The sequence below is a fragment of the Serratia sp. BFP-2025 genome, from assembly GCF_050880365.1.
In the GTDB taxonomy this organism is placed as follows: domain Bacteria; phylum Pseudomonadota; class Gammaproteobacteria; order Enterobacterales; family Enterobacteriaceae; genus Serratia; species Serratia surfactantfaciens.
The window spans coordinates 181,298-200,401 of sequence record NZ_JBPAFV010000003.1 but is presented as its reverse complement, the minus strand read 5'-3'; the positions used below and the strand labels follow the sequence as shown (position 1 = coordinate 200,401).

General features: G+C 61.7%; 15 protein-coding genes. 10 read left to right on the top strand and 5 right to left on the bottom strand.

The window, feature by feature from the left end; translation table 11 throughout:
- Positions 1-7 precede the first annotated feature (7 nt).
- Positions 8-1,078 carry an LPS export ABC transporter permease LptG gene (gene lptG, locus ACRAWE_RS19020; RefSeq protein ID WP_019453290.1) on the bottom strand — a complete coding sequence of 357 codons (1,071 nt, stop codon included), beginning with the start codon at positions 1,076-1,078 and terminating at the stop codon, positions 8-10.
- A complete protein-coding gene (gene lptF / locus ACRAWE_RS19015; protein WP_019453291.1) occupies positions 1,078-2,172 on the bottom strand; it encodes an LPS export ABC transporter permease LptF in 1,095 nt (364 codons plus the stop codon). Before lptF ends, lptG begins: the two co-directional genes overlap by 1 nt.
- Before the next feature lie 282 nt (positions 2,173-2,454).
- Here lptF and pepA point away from each other — a divergent pair, with 282 nt between their 5' ends.
- The 5 genes from pepA (at position 2,455) to ACRAWE_RS18990 (ending at position 9,927) form a co-directional block, all read left to right on the top strand.
- The gene (gene pepA, locus ACRAWE_RS19010) at positions 2,455-3,966 is read left to right on the top strand and encodes a leucyl aminopeptidase (protein WP_004933352.1); all 1,512 of its coding nucleotides are present in this window, start codon (positions 2,455-2,457) and stop codon (positions 3,964-3,966) included.
- 84 nt (positions 3,967-4,050) lie between these two features.
- Positions 4,051-4,500 carry a DNA polymerase III subunit chi gene (locus ACRAWE_RS19005; RefSeq protein ID WP_019453292.1) on the top strand — a complete coding sequence of 150 codons (450 nt, stop codon included), beginning with the start codon at positions 4,051-4,053 and terminating at the stop codon, positions 4,498-4,500.
- Positions 4,501-4,512: 12 nt separating this feature from the next.
- Positions 4,513-7,389, top strand: coding sequence for a valine--tRNA ligase (locus tag ACRAWE_RS19000; protein WP_432525743.1), 2,877 nt, complete (start codon positions 4,513-4,515; stop codon positions 7,387-7,389).
- A gap of 199 nt (positions 7,390-7,588) precedes the next feature.
- On the top strand, positions 7,589-8,092 hold the full coding sequence (locus ACRAWE_RS18995; protein WP_004933360.1) for a GNAT family N-acetyltransferase: 504 nt from the start codon (positions 7,589-7,591) through the stop codon (positions 8,090-8,092).
- A 227-nt stretch (positions 8,093-8,319) separates the two neighbouring features.
- Positions 8,320-9,927 carry a GMC family oxidoreductase gene (locus ACRAWE_RS18990; protein ID WP_154747178.1) on the top strand — a complete coding sequence of 536 codons (1,608 nt, stop codon included), beginning with the start codon at positions 8,320-8,322 and terminating at the stop codon, positions 9,925-9,927.
- A 15-nt stretch (positions 9,928-9,942) separates the two neighbouring features.
- On the opposite strand, the gene miaE is transcribed toward ACRAWE_RS18990, so the two are convergent.
- Positions 9,943-10,707 (bottom strand): tRNA isopentenyl-2-thiomethyl-A-37 hydroxylase MiaE, encoded by a 765-nt coding sequence (gene miaE / locus ACRAWE_RS18985; RefSeq protein ID WP_015376459.1) that lies wholly within the window; start codon positions 10,705-10,707, stop codon positions 9,943-9,945.
- 179 nt (positions 10,708-10,886) lie between these two features.
- Positions 10,887-11,312 carry a ribonuclease E inhibitor RraB gene (gene rraB, locus ACRAWE_RS18980; protein WP_004933365.1) on the bottom strand — a complete coding sequence of 142 codons (426 nt, stop codon included), beginning with the start codon at positions 11,310-11,312 and terminating at the stop codon, positions 10,887-10,889.
- 162 nt (positions 11,313-11,474) lie between these two features.
- On the opposite strand from rraB, the gene argF reads away from it, so the two are divergent.
- From argF to ridA, 5 genes are all read left to right on the top strand, one after another.
- Complete coding sequence (gene argF, locus ACRAWE_RS18975; protein ID WP_004933372.1) at positions 11,475-12,494, top strand: ornithine carbamoyltransferase; 1,020 nt, start codon at positions 11,475-11,477, stop codon at positions 12,492-12,494.
- Positions 12,495-12,689: 195 nt separating this feature from the next.
- Positions 12,690-14,258, top strand: a complete 1,569-nt coding sequence (locus ACRAWE_RS18970; protein ID WP_432525742.1) for an ABC transporter substrate-binding protein — start codon at positions 12,690-12,692, stop codon at positions 14,256-14,258.
- A gap of 298 nt (positions 14,259-14,556) precedes the next feature.
- On the top strand, positions 14,557-15,492 hold the full coding sequence (gene pyrB, locus ACRAWE_RS18965) for an aspartate carbamoyltransferase (protein ID WP_019453297.1): 936 nt from the start codon (positions 14,557-14,559) through the stop codon (positions 15,490-15,492).
- 12 nt (positions 15,493-15,504) lie between these two features.
- Positions 15,505-15,969, top strand: a complete 465-nt coding sequence (gene pyrI / locus ACRAWE_RS18960) for an aspartate carbamoyltransferase regulatory subunit (RefSeq protein WP_019453298.1) — start codon at positions 15,505-15,507, stop codon at positions 15,967-15,969.
- 156 nt (positions 15,970-16,125) lie between these two features.
- Complete coding sequence (ridA, locus tag ACRAWE_RS18955; protein WP_019453299.1) at positions 16,126-16,512, top strand: 2-iminobutanoate/2-iminopropanoate deaminase; 387 nt, start codon at positions 16,126-16,128, stop codon at positions 16,510-16,512.
- 52 nt (positions 16,513-16,564) lie between these two features.
- Here ridA and ACRAWE_RS18950 read toward each other — a convergent pair whose 3' ends face one another.
- A complete protein-coding gene (locus ACRAWE_RS18950) occupies positions 16,565-18,955 on the bottom strand; it encodes a beta-N-acetylhexosaminidase (protein WP_432525741.1) in 2,391 nt (796 codons plus the stop codon).
- Positions 18,956-19,104 lie beyond the last annotated feature (149 nt).

The window sequence follows — 19,104 nt, the reverse complement described above, 5'->3', positions numbered from 1 at the left end:
CGCCCCGCTACTTGCGTTTGAGCAGCATATACACGCTGATCAGCAGGAACAGCATGCTCGGCAGCAGAGCGCCCAGCACCGGCGGCATGCTGTAGACCATGCTCAGCGGGCCGAAGATCTGATCCAGCACGTAGAACAGGAAGCCGAAGCTGATGCCGGTCACCACGCGGATACCCATCGGCACGCTGCGCAGCGGGCCGAAGATGAACGACAGCGCCATCAGCATCATCACCGCCACCGACAGCGGCGAGAAGATTTTGCTCCACATGTTGAGCTGGTAACGGTTGGATTCCTGGCCGCTCTGCTTCAGGTACTTCACGTAGTTGTGCAGCCCGCTGATGGAGAGCGAATCCGGATCCAGCGCCACCACGCCCAGTTTGTCAGGGGTCAGGTTGGTTTTCCATTCGCCGGTCAGCGTCTGGGTACCGGTCACCTGTTTCGGGTTGGTCAGATCCGAGGTATCCACCTGCGAAAGCTGCCACAGGCCGTTCTCGAAGCTGGCGGTAGCGGCATAGCGCACCGTCTCCAGGCGACGCTGATCGTTGAAGTGGTAGATGTTCACGCCGGAGAGTTCTTTATCGCCGGAGACGCGCTCGATGTAGATGAAGTCGTTGCCGTCCTTCGCCCACAGCCCGCTCTTGGTGGAGAGCAGCGAACCGCCGTACATCTGCTGGGCGCGGTAGTTGCGCGCCATTTGCTCGCCCTGCGGCGCCACCCACTCGCCGATCGCCATGGTCAGCAGCACCAACGGAATGGCGGTTTTCATCACCGAGCCGGCGATCTGCAGGCGGGTAAAGCCGGAAGCCTGCATCACCACCAGTTCGCTGCGCGTCGCCAGTTGGCCCAGGCCGAGCAGCGCGCCAAGCAGCGCCGCCATCGGGAAGAAGATCTCGATGTCTTTCGGCACGCTCAGCAGGGTATACATGCCGGCGCTTAGCGCGGTGTACTCGCCCTGGCCGACCTTGCGCAGCTGATCGACAAACTTGATGATGCCGGACAGCGACACCAGCATGAACAGCGTCATGATGATGGTGTTGAAAATCGTTTTACCGATATACCGGTCTAATACGCCAAACATCAGGCCGCTCCTCTCAGGCGTGCGCGCAGCTTGCGCATCGGCACGGTATCCCACAGGTTCAGCGCCAGCGCGATCGCGAAGTAAACGCCGTTAACCAGCCACAGCCACAGCATCGGATCCAGCTTGCCCTTGCCGGCGTTGGAGCGCAGCGAAGTCTGCAGCAGGAAGAAGATCAGATACAGCAGGATGGCCGGCAGCATGCTCAGCACGCGGCCCTGGCGCGGGTTCACCACGCTGAGCGGCACCACCAGCAGCGCCATCAGCGCCACCGAGACCACCAGCGTCAGGCGCCAGTGCAGCTCGGCGCGCGCGTCCGGATCGTCGGATTCCCACAGCGTCTGCATCGACATCTGTTCGGATTCGGTGTTGTCCGCCGCCACGGTGCGGTGGCCAATCACCGCCTTGTAGTCGGTGAAGTCGGTAATGCGGAAGTCGCGCAGCAGCGCGGTGCCTTCAAAGCGGGTGCCCTTGTCGAGCGTCACCACCTGCGAGCCGTCTTTCTGCTGCACGATGTTGCCGTGCTCAGCCACCACCACCGACGGGCGTTGGTTGCCGTTCGGCCGCAGCTGCGCCAGGAACACGTCGTTGAAGGTGCTGCCCTTCACGTTGCCGATAAACAGCACCGCGTTGCCGTCCTGCGAGGGTTTGAACTGCCCTTCCGCCAGCCCGGCGATGCTCGGGTTGGCCTTGGCTTCGTTCACCACCACGTCCTGATAGCGCGAGGCCCAAGGGCCGGCCCAAAATACGTTCACCGCCGCAACCGCAGAGGTAAGCAGCGCCAGGATCATGGCGGCGATAATCAGGGTGCGTTTGCCCAGCCCGCAGGCGTGCATGACGGTGATTTCGCTCTCGGTATACAACCGGCCAAGCGTCATCAGCAAGCCGAGAAACAGGCTCAAAGGCAGGATGAGCTGCGCCATTTTCGGCACGCCCAACGCGAGCAGAGAGAGAACTAAGTTTGTCGGGATATTGCCGTCCACCGCGTCGCCCAACACCCTGACCAAATTCTGACAAAAGAAGATCAGAAGCAGGATGAACAGGATGGCGATTTGGCTCTTGAGCGTTTCCCGTACCAGATATCTTATGATGATCACGCTTATTACGCCTGTGAAAACTTGTCTTTTTGCAGGAAAATCGATAATTTCATCGTTAATCCGCCATTTATTCTCATCATATGGCAACCTTCACAGCTAAAATAGTATTACAACATCAAGCCGTTTGGGTGTCCTATAGGAACTTGCTTATAGTCGCCAAAACAGAGCAATTTATGCCGTTCAGGTTAACATAATCCGTTAACTCAAATGGCAGGAGATCGTTACGGAGTCGGTTATTCTAGCCGTAGCGTCCGCCTTTGTCTTTAAGATTCAGGAGAGTGCATGGAGTTCAGTGTAAAAAGCGGTAGCCCGGAAAAACAGCGCAGTGCCTGTATTGTAGTCGGCGTTTTCGAACCGCGCCGCCTGTCCCCTATCGCAGAACAACTCGACAAAATCAGTGATGGTTATATCAGCGCATTGCTGCGCCGTGGCGAACTGGAAGGCAAGGTCGGGCAGACGCTGCTACTGCACCATGTGCCCAACATTCTCTCCGAGCGCATCCTGCTGATCGGCTGCGGCAAAGAGCGCGAGCTCGATGAGCGCCAATACAAGCAGGTGATCCAGAAAACCATCAATACCCTCAACGACACCGGCTCGATGGAAGCGGTCTGCTTCCTGACCGAGCTGCACGTGAAAGGCCGCAACACCTACTGGAAAGTGCGTCAGGCGGTAGAAACCGCCAAAGAGACGCTCTACACCTTCGATCAGCTGAAAAGCAACAAGGTGGAGCCGCGTCGTCCGCTGCGCAAAATGGTGTTCAACGTGCCGACCCGGCGTGAGCTCACCAGCGGCGAGCGCGCGATTCAGCACGGCCTGGCGGTGGCTTCCGGCATCAAGGCGGCCAAAGATCTCGGCAACATGCCGCCGAACATCTGTAACGCCGGCTATCTGGCCTCGCAGGCCCGTCAGCTGGCGGACGCCTTCAGCACCAACATCACCACCCGCGTCATCGGCGAACAGCAGATGAAAGAGCTGGGCATGAACGCCTATCTGGCGGTCGGTGCCGGTTCGCAGAACGAATCATTGATGTCGGTGATGGAATATAAGGGCAACCCAAATCCGGACGCTAAGCCGATCGTGCTGGTCGGTAAAGGACTGACCTTCGACTCCGGCGGCATCTCGATCAAACCGGCCGACGGCATGGACGAGATGAAATACGACATGTGCGGCGCGGCGACCGTGTACGGCGTGATGCGCGTGGTGGCAGAGTTGAACCTGCCGCTGAACGTGATCGGCGTGCTGGCCGGCTGTGAAAACATGCCGGGCGGCCGGGCGTATCGTCCGGGCGACGTGCTGACCACCATGTCCGGCCAGACCGTCGAGGTGCTGAACACCGACGCCGAAGGCCGTCTGGTGCTGTGCGACACCCTGACCTACGTCGAGCGCTTCGAGCCGGAGCTGGTGATCGACATCGCCACCCTGACCGGCGCCTGCGTGATCGCCTTGGGCCACCACATCACCGGCCTGATGTCGAACCACAACCCGCTGGCGCACGAGCTGCTGGGCGCTTCCGAGCAAGCCGGCGACCGCGCCTGGCGCCTGCCGATGGCCGACGAGTACTACGAGCAGTTGGACTCCAACTTCGCCGACATGGCGAACATCGGTGGCCGCCCTGGCGGCGCCATCACCGCTGCCTGCTTCCTGTCGCGCTTCACCCGCAAGTACACCTGGGCGCACCTGGATATCGCCGGCACCGCCTGGCGTTCCGGTAAAGCCAAGGGCGCGACTGGCCGCCCGGTGGCGCTGCTGTCGCAGTTCCTATTGAACCGTGCAGGCCTCAACGGCGACGATTAAATCTGAGCGGTAATTCAGGTATAATCCCAAGGGGCACAGCATGCTGTGCCCCTACATTTTTTTATCGGCAGCGGTGGATCCTTAATGAAACAGGCGACGTTTTATTTGCTCGACAACGCGGAACCGTCAGGCGCGCTCAGCGCCCATGAGGCCGTGGCCTGCGCCGTTGCCGCCGAACGCTGGCGCGCCGGCAAGCGGGTGCTGATCGCCTGCGAGAGCCAGGAGCAGGCCCAGCGGCTGGACGAAGCGCTGTGGCAGCGCGAGCCGCATGAATTCGTGCCGCACAACCTGGCCGGCGAAGGGCCGCACTACGGCGCGCCGGTGGAACTGTGCTGGCCCGGCAAGCGCGGCAACGCCCCGCGCGATCTGCTGATCGCCCTGCTGCCGCAGTTTGCCGATTTTGCTACCGCTTTCCATGAAGTGGTAGACTTCGTTCCTTACGAAGACACTCTGAAACAGTTGGCGCGCGACCGTTACAAGGCCTATCGCAGCGTCGGCTTCCATTTGACCACGGCTACGCCGCCAACTCACTGAATACGATAAAGAATGGAAAAGACAAACAGTCAGCTCGACACCGCATACGACCCAAAACAGATCGAACAGAAGCTGTACGATCATTGGGAGAATCAGGGTTACTTCAAGCCGAACGGCGACACCAGCCAGGAAAGCTTCTGCATCATGATCCCGCCGCCGAACGTCACCGGCAGCCTGCACATGGGCCACGCGTTCCAGCAGACCATCATGGACACCATGATTCGCTATCAGCGCATGCAGGGTAAAAACACCCTGTGGCAGGCGGGCACCGACCACGCCGGCATCGCCACCCAGATGGTGGTAGAGCGCAAGATCGCCGCGGAAGAAGGCAAAACCCGCCACGACTACGGCCGTGACGCGTTCATCGACAAGATCTGGCAGTGGAAGGCGGAATCCGGCGGCACCATCACCCGCCAGATGCGCCGTCTGGGCAACTCCGTGGACTGGGAGCGCGAGCGCTTCACCATGGACGAAGGCCTGTCGAACGCGGTGCGCGAAGTGTTTGTCCGTCTGCACAAAGAAGACCTGATCTACCGCGGCAAGCGCCTGGTGAACTGGGATCCGAAGCTGCGCACCGCCATCTCCGATCTGGAAGTGGAAAACCGCGAGTCCAAAGGTTCCATGTGGCACCTGCGCTACCCGCTGGCCGACGGCGCGAAAACCGCCGAGGGCAAAGACTATCTGGTGGTCGCCACCACCCGTCCGGAAACCGTGCTGGGCGATACCGGTGTGGCGGTCAACCCGGAAGATCCGCGCTATAAAGATCTGATCGGCAAAGAGATCATTCTGCCGCTGGTCGGCCGCCGCATCCGCATCGTCGGCGACGAGCACGCCGATATGGAAAAAGGCACCGGCTGCGTGAAAATCACCCCGGCGCACGATTTCAACGACTACGAAGTCGGCAAACGCCACGGCCTGCCGATGATCAACATTCTGACCTTCGACGGCGACATCCGTCAGGAAGCGGAAGTGTTCAACACCCTGGGCGAAGTCTGCACCGACTACTGCAACGAGATCCCGGCCGAGTTCCGTGGCCTGGAGCGCTTCGCGGCGCGTAAAGCGGTAGTGGCCGCCTTCGACCAGCTGGGCCTGCTGGACGAGATCAAACCGCACGACCTGACGGTGCCTTACGGCGATCGCGGCGGCGTGGTGATCGAGCCGATGCTGACCGACCAATGGTACGTGCGCACCGCGCCGCTGGCCAAAGTGGCGGTGGAAGCGGTCGAACAGGGCGAAATCCAGTTCGTACCGAAGCAGTACGAAAACATGTACTTCAGCTGGATGCGCGACATTCAGGACTGGTGCATCTCGCGTCAGCTGTGGTGGGGCCACCGCATCCCGGCCTGGTACGACGTGAACGGCAAAGTCTACGTGGGCCGCAGCGAAGAAGAAGTGCGCAGCGAGAACAACCTGGGCGCCGACGTGGTGCTGACCCAGGACGAAGACGTGCTGGACACCTGGTTCTCGTCCGGCCTGTGGACCTTCTCCACCCTGGGCTGGCCGGAGCAGACCGACGCGTTGAAAACCTTCCACCCGACCAGCGTGATGGTCAGCGGCTTCGACATCATCTTCTTCTGGATCGCGCGCATGATCATGCTGACCATGCACTTCATCAAGGATGAAAACGGCAAGCCGCAGGTGCCGTTCAAGACCGTCTACATGACTGGCCTTATCCGCGACGACGAAGGCCAGAAGATGTCCAAGTCCAAAGGCAACGTGATCGATCCGCTGGACATGGTCGACGGCATCTCGCCGGAAGATCTGCTGGAAAAACGCACCGGCAACATGATGCAGCCGCAGCTGGCGGAGAAGATCCGCAAGCGCACCGAGAAGCAGTTCCCGAACGGCATCGAGCCGCACGGCACCGACGCCCTGCGCTTCACCCTGGCGGCGCTGGCCTCGACCGGCCGCGACATCAACTGGGACATGAAGCGCCTGGAAGGCTACCGCAACTTCTGTAACAAGCTGTGGAACGCCAGCCGCTTCGTGCTGATGAACACCGAAGCGCACGACTGCGGCTTCAACGGCGGCGAGAAAGTGCTGTCGCTGGCGGATCGCTGGATCCTGGCCGAATTCAACCGCACGGTGAAAGCCTACCGCGAAGCGCTGGATACCTACCGCTTCGACCTGGCGGCCAACATCCTGTACGAATTCACCTGGAACCAGTTCTGCGACTGGTATCTGGAGCTGACCAAGCCTGTCGTAAGCAACGGCAGCGAAGCGGAACAGCGCGGCACCCGCCACACGCTGATCACCGTGCTGGAAGCGCTGCTGCGCCTGGCGCACCCGATCATTCCGTTCATCACTGAAACCATCTGGCAGCGCGTGAAGCCGTTGACCGGCACGACCGCAGACACCATCATGCTGCAGCCGTTCCCGGCCTACGACGCCGCGCTGGAAGACGAGCAGGCGCTGAACGATCTGGAGTGGATCAAGCAAACCATCATCGCCGTGCGCAACATTCGCGCCGAGATGAACATCGCGCCAAGCAAAGCGCTCGACGTGCTGCTGCGCAACTGCAGCGCCGACGCCCAACGCCGCGTGCAGGAGAACCAGAGCTTTATCGCCCGTCTGGCGCGCCTGGAATCCATCGCGCTGCTGCCGGCCGGTGAGAAAGGCCCGGTCTCCGTCACCAAGCTGGTGGACGGCGCCGAGCTGCTGATCCCGATGGCCGGTTTCATCGACAAGGATGCCGAGATCGCGCGCCTGGCGAAAGAGATGGGCAAGCTGGATGCGGAAATCGCTTCGATCGAAGGCAAGCTGGCGAACGAAGGCTTCGTGGCGCGCGCGCCGGAAGCGGTAGTTGCCAAAGAGCGCGATCGTCTGGCGGCCTGCAAAGAAGGCAAAGTGAAGCTGCAGGAACAGCAGGCGACCATCGCCGCGCTGTAATCCACCGGCTCACGCCAACGCCTGAAAAACAGCGGGGTCTTCCCCGCTGTTTTTTTATCGCCGTTGCATCCGGGTCGGGTTAGATGTTATTACAAGATATTACTGCCGCAAGGACGCCGCCGGGAAATAACCCCGGCGCGTTTCGCGCTGCGATAAAAATGAAAAACGAACGCGGTCTCTTTCAATGGCGAGTGTAAACATGACAACAGCAACCCCGGCGCGCCTGCTGGTGCGCCCCATCACGGCGGAAGACAATCCCGCCATTGCTCACGTCATTCGCGAAGTCTCCGCCGAGCACGGCCTGACGGCGGATAAAGGCTATACCGTCTCCGATCCCAACCTGGATGCCCTGTATCAGCTCTACAGCCTGCCGCGCAGCGCTTACTGGGTGATCGAGGTGGACGGCCAGGTCGCCGGCGGCGGCGGCATCGCGCCGCTGCAGGGTGGCGCAGACGATATTTGCGAATTGCAGAAGATGTATTTCCTGCCGGTGTTGCGCGGCAAGGGATTGGCGAAACGCCTGGCGCTGCAGGCGCTGGATTTCGCCCGCCAGCACGGCTTCCGCTGTTGTTACCTCGAGACCACCGCCAGCCTGACGCAGGCCGTTGCGCTGTACGAACACCTGGGCTTCGAACACATCGACCACGCGATGGGCGCCACCGGCCACGTCGATTGCGAAGTCACCATGCTGAAAACGCTGTAATCGCCCCCTGCCTCTTCATCAGGGCGCAGCTTGCTGCGCCTTTTTTATTAATATCGCAATCAATCAGTAAAACTCGCTATAACTCCGTTTTTCAAGCAGATAAACTGACGTTAAAAAGCACGACGTAAATTTAATGTGAAGTTCGTTAATAAATTAACGATCGTAAATTGACCGCCTTTTCCCCCGCGTTACTCTGCCAGTATCTCAATCGCGCACGGAGAGCTGTCATGTCGGAAAATACCTTTGATTACATCATTGTCGGCGCCGGTTCCGCCGGCTGCGTGCTGGCGGCGCAGCTTATCCGCCGCACCCAGGCGCGGGTGCTGCTGCTGGAAGCCGGCGGCGACGACAATAACCTGTTCATCAAGATGCCGGCCGGGGTGGCCAAGATCATCGCCAAAAAGAGCTGGCCCTATGAAACGGAGCCGGAACCGCACGCCAATAACCGCCGCATGCAGATCGCGCAGGGCAAGGTGCTGGGCGGCAGCAGTTCGGTCAACGGCATGATCTACCTGCGCGGCCAGCCGCAAGACTACGACGACTGGGCCGAACGCTACGGCTGCACCGGCTGGAGCTACCGCGAGGTGTTGCCCTACTTCAAACGCGCCGAGGCCAACGAAAGCCTGTCAGACGACTACCACGGCGCCGACGGGCTGCTGCCGGTCAGCGAGAATCGCTACCGCCACCCGCTCAGCATGGCGTTTATCCGCGCCGGCCAGGAGCTGAACCTGCCCTATCGCAACGACTTCAACGGCGACAGCCAGCACGGCGTCGGTTTCTACCAAACCACCACCCACAACGGCGAGCGCGCCAGCACCGCCCGCACCTACCTGAAGGCGGTGCGCGACGAACGGCGGCTGGTGGTGAAACTGAACGCCCTGGCACACCGGCTGACCTTCGAGGGCAACGTCGCCACCGGCGTGGTCTACAGCCAAAACGGCGGTGCGGAAGTCACCGCGCGCGCCACCAAAGAGGTGATCGTCAGCGCCGGCGCGGTCGGTTCGCCGAAGCTGCTGATGCTGTCCGGCATCGGCCCGCGCGACCACCTGCAGCAACTGGGCATCGAGGTGCGGGCGGATCTGCCGGTGGGCAAAAACTTCCACGACCACCTGCACATGTCGATCAACGTCAGCACCCGCGAGCCGATCAGCCTGTTCGGCGCCGATCGCGGTCTGCAGGCGCTGAGCCACGGTGCGCAGTGGCTGGCGTTTCGCAGCGGCGTGCTCTCGTCCAACGTGCTGGAAGGCGCCGCCTTTACCGACAGCCAGGGCGACGGCCGGCCGGACGTGCAGATCCACTTCCTGCCGCTGCTGGACAGCTGGGACGACGTGCCCGGCGAACCGCTGCCGAACATTCACGGTTTCACGCTCAAGGTCGGCTACCTGCAGCCGAAGGCGCGCGGCGAAGTGCGGCTGCGCAGCAGCAACCCGCGCGATCCGGTCAAGCTGCACGCCAACTACCTCGGCCACCCGGACGATCTGGCCGGCAGCGTGCGCGCGGTAAAGTTCGGCCTCGGCTTCCTGCAAACCGCGGCGCTGAAGCCGCTGATCAAAGATCTGCTGATGCCGCAGCCGGAGTGGACGCGCGATGAGGCGCAGCTGGAAGAGTTCGTGCGCAACTTCTGCAAGACGGTGTATCACCCGGTGGGCAGTTGCCGCATGGGGCCGTCGCCGCAGGACGCGGTGACCGATCCGCAGCTGCGGGTGCACGGTTTTGAACAGCTGCGGGTGATCGACTGCTCGGTGATGCCGCAACTCACCAGCGGCAACACCAATGCGCCGACCATCATGCTGGCGGAAAAGGCGGTGGATCTGTTGCTGGGCGCGCCGCAGTAAGGGCGCGCCTCAACCTCAGGCGGCGGCGGGCACGCCGCTGTGGAAGCGCAGTTCGCTGTCCGGCGACAGGATCAATTCAGCTTCGAGGCGGCCGAAATGTGCCACCCGTTCGCTGATGTCGCCGCCGGCGATCTGCTCGGCCAGCGTCAGGTAGTCCTGATAGTGGCGCGCTTCGGAGCGCAGCAGCGAGACGTAAAAGCGGTTCAGCTCGTCGTCCAGGTGCGGCGCCAATTTGGCGAAACGTTCGCAGGATCGCGCTTCGATGTAGGCGCCGCAGATCAGTTTGTCGATCAGCGTCGCCGGATCGTGGGTGCGGATCTCGCGGATCATGCCCTTAGCGTAGCGGCTGGCGGTGATCTTGCGATACGGGATCCCGCGCGCCTGCATGATCTCCAGCACCTGCGAGAAGTGATGCAACTCTTCCTTGATCAACAGCACCATGCGATCCGCCAGATCCTGGCCGTAGGCCGAGCCGTTTTTCGGCAGGATCTTGCGGGTGAACTGGCCCTGGCGGAACAGCGTGTCCGGCGCGCCCTGCGCTTCGTGCAGAAACGCCTCGTAAGGGCGCAGCAGCGCCAACAGCGCATCGCCGCTCTCTTTGTCCGCCACGTAGCGGCGGATCAGCCACATGCCGGTCTGCGCGGCTTTCAGCTCGCACACCAGATGGTCGGTCAGCAACAGCTGCAGGTTTTCCGGACGGCGCGCAGCGTCGATCCAGGCGTCGGGAGTTTCACAGTGCAGGAAGCTTAAAATCGGGGCTAACAGGGATTGGTATGTCATGGCGTCATTGCCCTATGTATTTCAAGTTGCAGCCAGGCGGCCAGCTCACTCATCCCCAGGAGCTTATTTAGGTAAGTAACTGGGGTGAAGGAGTGCAGCCAACAACACTGCAGCTTGAAAGACGACGGGGATATCAGGGGCCGGCGAAAGCCAGCCCACAGGTATTGATCGGAAAGGAATTAGTGGCGTTTGCCGTCGTCGTCTTCGTCGATGTAGTCGCCGTCTTCGTCATCCTCACCGTCTTCACCGTTCGGATCTTCGAAGTAGGTGCCCCAGCCGTCGTAGTTGACGCCGCAGCGTTCCGCCAGCGCCACCAGCTGCTCTACCTGGGCGTCGATCAGCTCGGCGTTCAGGCCGACTTCGCTGATCACGTCGCAGCACATCACCAGCGAACCGTCTTCCACTTCCAGCTCTTCGGCGTCGGTCACTTCGTAGCCCAGCTTGAAGGCTTCAACGGCGGCCTGCTCCAGAACCTCAAATTTCTCGGCGGACAGATGGTGCTCGATGGTGTAGAGCGCGTCCGGATCGCTGCCGTCTTCCAACAGTTCTTCGATGATCAGGCGGGTCTCTTCACGTTGTTCTTCCAGCAATTCGCGGTTTGCCATGCCTATATCCTCAAGTCAAATGGCCTTCATTCCTTCTATTTTCACACACCGCCGACGTTGCTTCCACGATAAACGTGAAAGATTTCCATGCTGGGGTTGAAATTGAATATTCATACATATAAAGTGAATTTTAATTCAATTACACAATCAGGGAATCGGACTATGAGCACCGGCAATGCGTTCTACCAACGTCACTTTCTGAGGTTAATGGATTTCACCCCCGCCGAACTGCAGGCGCTGCTGAAACTGGCGGCCGATCTGAAACAGGCCAAAAAGCTGGGGCAGGAACAGCGCCGGCTGCAGGGCAAAAACATTGCGCTCATCTTCGAAAAAGACTCGACTCGTACGCGATGCTCTTTCGAAGTTGCCGCATTCGATCAGGGCGCACAGGTGACCTATCTCGGCCCAAGCGGCAGCCAGATCGGCCATAAAGAGTCGATGAAAGACACCGCCCGGGTGCTGGGCCGCCTGTACGACGGTATTCAGTATCGCGGCTACGGCCAGGCGCTGGTGGAAACCCTGGCGCAGCACGCCGGCGTGCCGGTGTGGAACGGCCTGACCGACGAGTTCCACCCTACTCAGCTGCTGGCGGATCTGCTCACCGTGCAAGAGCATCTGCCGGGCAAGGCGCTGAGCGAGGTGAAACTGGCGTACGTCGGCGACGCGCGCAACAACATGGGCAACACGCTGCTGGAAGCCGCCGCGCTGGCGGGCATGGATCTGCGTTTGGTGGCGCCGAAGGCCTGCTGGCCGCAGCCGGAGCTGGTGGCCGAGTGCCAGGCGCTGGCGCAGCAAACCGGCGCGAAGCTCACCCTGACCGAAGACATCGCCGAAGGGGTGCAAGACGCCGACTTCCTCTACACCGACGTCTGGGTGTCGATGGGCGAACCGAAAGAGACCTGGCAGGAGCGTATCGCGCTGCTGCGGCCGTATCAGGTCAACATGGCGATGCTGAAGCTGACCGGCAACCCGAACGTGAAGTTCCTGCACTGCCTGCCGGCGTTCCACGACGACCAAACCACCCTCGGCAAGCAGATGGCGCAGCAGTACGATCTGCACGGCGGCATGGAAGTGACCGACGAGGTGTTCGAGTCGGCGCACAGCGTGGTGTTCGATCAGGCGGAAAACCGGCTGCACACCATCAAGGCGGTGCTGGTCGCTACGCTGAGCGAAACGCTCTGACAATCCCCCCCTCCGCCCTGGCGCCCCCGGCCAGGGCGGCTAATATATTCCTGGAATATCAAATAGCGGATTGACCTTTGCCCACCACCGGCAAAGGTTCTACCGTGACAGGCCGACGGCACCCGCGCCGTAAAAACCAACGATAACAAACCGTTCTCAGCGCCGCCTGGCGGCGCCTTCAGGGGATATACACCGATGAAAGCCAAACTCTTGCCGCTGTTCCTGCTCGCCGCCCTGCCCGCCGCCGCGTTAGCCGCCACGCCGCCGAATACGCTGGTGGTGGTGCAATCGCTGGATGACATCGTCAGCCTCGATCCGGCGGAAGCCAACGAACTCTCCAGCATCCAGACGGTGCCCAGCCTGTATCAACGATTGGTGCAGGCGGATCGCGACGATCCAGCCAAGGTGGCGCCGGTGCTGGCGGAAAGCTGGCAGAGCGATGCGGCGGCCAAAACGCTGACGGTGAAACTGCGGCCGCAGGCGGCGTTCGCCTCCGGCAACCCGCTGACCGCCGACGACGTGATCTTCTCCTACAGCCGCGCGGTCAAGATGAACAAATCGCCGGCGTTCATCCTCAACGTGCTCGGCTGGCAGCCGGACAACATCGACGCGCAGCTGAAGAAGATCGACGAACATACCGTGCAGCTGCGCTGGACGGCGGACGTCAGCCCGGCGGTGGCGCTGAATATCCTCTCGACGCCGATCGCTTCGATCGTCGACAGCAAGGAGGCACTGGCCAACGTCAAGGACGGCGACTTCGGCAACGCCTGGCTGAAAATGCACTCCGCCGGCAGCGGCCCGTTCAAGATGCGCGTCTATCAGCCGCACCAGGCGATCGTGCTGGACGCCAACCCCACCTCGCCGGGCGACAAGCCGCAGCTGAAAAACATCATCATTAAAAACGTGCCGGACCCGGCCACCCGCCGCCTGCTGATCCAGCAGGGCGACGCCGATATCGCCCGCGAACTGGGCGCCGACCAGACCGATACGTTGAAGAATCAGCCCGGCGTCAAGGTGCTGGAGATCCCGTCCGCCGAGCAAAACTACCTGGTGTTCAACGCCGGCAACGGCGCCAATCCGCTGCTGAGCAACCCGGCCTTCTGGGAAGCGGCGCGCTACCTGGTGGATTATCAAGGCATCACGAAAGATCTGCTGAAGGGCCAATATTTCGTGCACCAGAGCTTCCTGCCGGTCGGGCTGCCTGGCGCGCTGGAGACCAACCCGTTCAGCTACGATCCGGCCAAGGCGAAAGCCATCCTGACCAAGGCGGGGATCACCCACGCCGCCTTTACGCTGGACGTGGAGAACAAACCGCCGTTCATCACCATTGCGCAGGCGCTGCAGGGCAGCTTCGCCGCCGCCGGCGTGAAGGTCGAACTGCTGCCGGCCGCCGGCAGCCAGGTTTACTCCCGGGTGCGCGCCAGACAGCACCAGGCGGCGATCCGCCTGTGGATCCCGGATTACTTCGATGCCCACTCCAACGCCAGTGCTTTCGCCTACAACGACGGCAAGAGCAGCACGGTGGCCGGGCTGAACGGCTGGCAGATCCCGCAGTTGAATAAGCAGACGCAGGCGGCGCTGGCCGAAGCCGATCCGGCCAAGCGCCGTGCGCTATACACCGCCATGCAGCAGGAGCTGCAGCGCAGTTCGCCGTATGTGTTTATCGATCAGGCTAAAACCGAAGTGGTGCTGCGCGACAACGTCAAAGGCTATCAACAGGGGTTGAACGCCGACATGGTCTACTACGATCGCGTCAGCAAATAGCCAGCGGGCGGCCATCGCCGGCCAATCGATTGCGGGGCGGCAAAAAACGGCGTTTTAACGCTTGCAGTGGCGAAAAGCGCGAGTATAATGCGCCACAATTTGCCAGGAGAAAGCATGAAAAACGACGTTTGTTTTGTTAGCCGCAATCGACAAAACCGACTGCCTATCGGCGGCCAGCTGCCGTTGTTTCTCCTGTTGCTAAACCGATCGTTTCAAGCCCCTCATTGAGGGGCTTTTTTTTGCCTTGAGAATATCCCAAAGTCCCGCGCCACGGGCACGCGTCGAGGAGGAGTGAAAAATGGCCAACCCGCTGTATCACAAACACATCATCTCTATTAACGATCTCAGCCGCGAGGATCTGGAGCTGGTGCTGCGCACCGCCGCCGGTCTGAAAGCCAACCCGCAGCCGGAGCTGTTGAAACACAAGGTGATCGCCAGCTGCTTCTTTGAAGCCTCGACCCGTACCCGCCTGTCGTTCGAAACCTCGATGCACCGCCTCGGTGCCTCGGTGGTCGGTTTCGCCGACGGCAGCAACACCTCGCTCGGCAAGAAAGGCGAAACCCTGGCCGACACCATCTCGGTGATCAGCACCTACGTAGACGCCATCGTGATGCGCCACCCGCAGGAAGGCGCGGCGCGCATGGCTTCGGAGTTCTCCGGCAACGTGCCGGTACTCAACGCCGGCGACGGCGCCAATCAGCACCCGACCCAAACCCTGCTGGATCTGTTCACCATCCAGGAAACCCAGGGCCGCCTGAGCAACCTCAGCATCGCCATGGTCGGCGACCTGAAGTACGGCCGCACCGTGCACTCGCTCACCCAGGCGCTGGCCAAGTTCGAAGGCAACCGCTTCTACTTCATCGCCCCGGACGCGCTGGCGATGCCGGCCTACATCCTGAAAATGCTGGACGAGAAAGGCATCGAGTACAGCCTGCACGGCAGCATTGAAGAAGTGGTGCCGGAGCTGGATATTCTCTACATGACCCGGGTGCAGAAAGAGCGCCTCGATCCGTCCGAGTACGCCAACGTGAAGGCGCAGTTCGTGCTGCGCGCCGCGGATCTGGCCGGCGCGCGCGCCAACCTCAAGGTGCTGCACCCGCTGCCGCGCATCGACGAGATCGCCACCGACGTGGATAAAACGCCGCACGCTTACTACTTCCAGCAGGCAGGCAACGGCATCTTCGCCCGCCAGGCGCTGCTGGCGCTGGTGCTCAACGCAGATTTGGCTCTTTAAGGGGGAACCGCCATGACTCATGACAACAAACTGCAGGTCGAAGCGATCAAATGCGGCACGGTGATCGACCACATTCCGGCGCAGATCGGTTTCAAACTGCTGACGCTGTTCAAGCTGACCGCCACCGACCAGCGCATCACCATCGGCCTGAACCTGCCTTCCAACGAGCTGGGCCGCAAGGATCTCATCAAGATCGAGAACACCTTCCTGACCGAGCAGCAGGCCAACCAGCTGGCGATGTACGCGCCGAAGGCCACGGTGAACCGCATCGATAACTATGAAGTGGTGCGCAAGCTGACTCTCAGCCTGCCGGACCACATCGACGGCGTGCTGACCTGCCCGAACGGCAACTGCATCAGCCGCAGCGAGCCGGTGGCGTCGAGCTTCAGCGTGAAGCCGCGCGATGGCGAAGTGCACCTGAAGTGCCGCTACTGCGAAAAAGAGTTCGAGCATCAGGTGGTGCTGCAGGCGGACTGAATTCTGCCCCTTTGCGGGAGCGGCGCTGTTAATCTGCGCGTCACTCCCTATAATGGATGCCTGAAAATAACTCTACCCACGTTGCTACCCACCGAATTTTACGCTGCGGCCGACCGCGCGGCGGCGTGAAAAACAACGGGTCTATCAGGAGAAAACATGTCACGTAACATCAGCACTGAACTCGCCCCGGCAGCCATTGGTCCTTATGTACAGGGCGTTGATCTGGGCAGCATGATCATCACTTCCGGCCAGATCCCGGTCGATCCGAAAACCGGCGCCGTCGCCGACGACGTGGCCGCTCAGGCGCGCCAGTCGCTGGAAAACGTCAAAGCGATCGTCGAAGCCGCCGGCCTGAACGTTGCCGACATCGTGAAAACCACCGTGTTCGTGAAAGACCTGAACGACTTCGCCACCGTCAACGCCGCGTACGAAGCCTTCTTCACCGAGCACAGCGCGCCGTTCCCGGCTCGCTCCTGCGTGGAAGTGGCGCGTCTGCCGAAAGACGTGAAGATCGAAATCGAAGCCATCGCCGTGCGTCGTTAATCGACGCTCACGCGCATCACGGCCAGTGCAGACTGGCCGTTTTTATTTGTCCTCACTCTGTTTTAAGACCGCGCAGCAGCGCCTCCAGCGGGTATACCGCCGCAATCACCACTTCGTCGCGCGTCTGCGCCGCCGCATCCAGCTGGCGCTGCGCTTGCTCGGCCTCGGCCCGGCTCAGCGGTTTGCCCTGTTGATGGCGTTCCAGCAACGTTAAGCCCAGCGTGGCCAGGGTGCCGACGTCCTGCGCCACCGGCACCAGATCCCGCAGCGTGCGGTTGCCCGCGATCGCCGTCTGCAGCGCCGCGCCGTTCGCCTGCCAGCGCTGCAGCCGTTCGCGCAGCGCCTGCACCGCGGCCTTATCGCGTTTATCCTGCAACAAGGCCGCGACCTGGACATGCATGGCGCGCACCGCCTCGCTCTCCGGCGGCAGCGCATCGGCAAAGCGGTTCAGCGGTTCGAACTGGTGATAGTTGCCGGCCTGGAACTTCAAGTGCTGGCGGGTGTAATACTGCGCCGGTTCCACCGCCTCGGCCAGGATCTGCAGCGGCGCGATCTGCACGCTGTTGCTCAGGCGGGTGAATTCGCGCGCCGTTTCCGCATGTTGCTGCAGGCCGACCGACACCACCGACCAGGCGTCGATCGCCGACAGCCGCCGGTACATGTTGCTTTCATCGGTGACGTCCTGCGCCGACCACAGGCGCTCCGCCACCGCGAAGGCGCGCGGCCACAGCTTGAGATCGAGCAGCGGCGCGCGCACGTTTTCCGCCCACAGCGCCGCCTCGCCGCCGAGAATGTTGGCCTGCCCCTTCTCGTCCGGCACCACCGGCATCTTGCCCGCCGGCGCTGCCGCCAGTTTGTCGCCGCTGGTGGGGTAACGCACGTTGCCGACCAGCGTATAGCCGCTGAGCTTGTCCTGCTGCAGCGTGAACACCGGCCGCGTGTCGCCCATCCAGGTATCGACGCGGAACGTCACCTGCTGCGGCGTACGCCAGACGATGTCGTGCAGCGCGCGGCGCGACTTGCCGTTGAAATCGATAAAGCCACGCCAGCCCTGCTTGCCCTCGATCAGCGTGAAGCTGCCTTCCACCGCGCTGCCCTTCAGGCGCGGCATGCTGAAGTGCCAGCTTTGCGCCTGCTCGCCGGGCTGCACCGCCGTCTCGACCCCCAGCGGCTGCGGCAGAATTTCATTGCGGTAGTGATAGGCGGTGCTTTGCGGCTGATCGAGATAGAAACCGGTGGAAAGAATGCCCTGATAGCCGTCCTGCGCGCTGGCGCCCAGCGAGTCTTGCCCCTGCCAGGATTGAATGACGATCGAACGCGGCAGCGACGGGTGGTAGATCTCGTCCCAGCCAACCATCTGCCGCTGGTGCTTCTCGAGGATCTTTTCCAGCTTCTGGTTGAAGTAGGCCTGCAGCGCATGGGTATCCGCCAGCCCGTTCTTCTGCATAAACGCCTGAATCGACGGCGACGCCCGCCACTGGCTGGCGTCAACTTCATCGCCGCCAATGTGCAGATAAGGATCGGGAAAGATCGCCGCCAGTTCACCGACGATCGTGTCGACAAACTGATAAACCTCGTCACGGCTCGGATCGAGCGTCGGCTTATGCACACCCCACTCGCGCTCCATGCGATACGGCCCCGGCGCGCTCATCAGTTCGGGATAGGCCACCGCGATGCTGGAGGCGTGCCCCGGCATGTCGATCTCCGGCACCACGCGAATGCCGCGCGCCGTGGCGTAAGCCACCACCTGCTGCATTTGCTCGCGGGTGTAGAACTGGCCGTCGCTGGCCTGCTGCTGCAGTTTGGGGTAATGCTCGGAGGCGAAGCGCCAGCCCTGATCGTCGCTCAGGTGCCAATGGAACACGTTGAGCTTGGCCGCCGCCATGCCGTCAAGCTGGCGCAGAATGTCCGGCAGCGGCAGGAAATGGCGCGCCGAATCCAGCAGCACACCGCGCCACGGGAAGCGCGGCACGTCGCGGATGTCCACCAGCGGCAGGAAGGTATTTTGCCCGTCGGTCTGCAGCAGCTGCAGCAGGGTTTCCATGCCGCGCAGCGCGCCGAAGCGGGTGTTGGCGGTCAGCGTAGCGCCCTGCGGCGTAACCGCCAGCCGGTAGCTTTCGTCGCTGCCCGGCAGCGGCTGCGCCGCCACCCGGTCCTTGATCACCACCTTGATCGCCGCGCCGTTCGCTTCTTCCCTAGGCGCCAGCGTCCAGCCGGTCTGCAGTTCGATGCGCTGGCGCCAGCGCGGCAGCGCGTCACCCAGATCGTCGCCCTGGAGGCTTAACGCCAGCCGGTGATCCAGCACCAGCTTGCCCGCCGGTTGCGTCACTTCCACCTGCTGCGGCCAGGGCATCAGCGGCAGATCGCCCGCCGGCTGCGCCAGCGCGCCGCAAGAAAGCCATAACGATGAAGCCAGTAGCGTATAACGGAAAGGTCTGTGCATCGGAAATTCCTCAGAGGAAAAAAACAAAATATCCCCAATGAATTTCAAACCACCGCTAGGCGATAAACAACAACGCGGTGGCTTGAAAGGCGCAGGGGAAAACAGCCAACGCTGTAGATAAAGACTCAGCACAGAACAGATGTCCAACC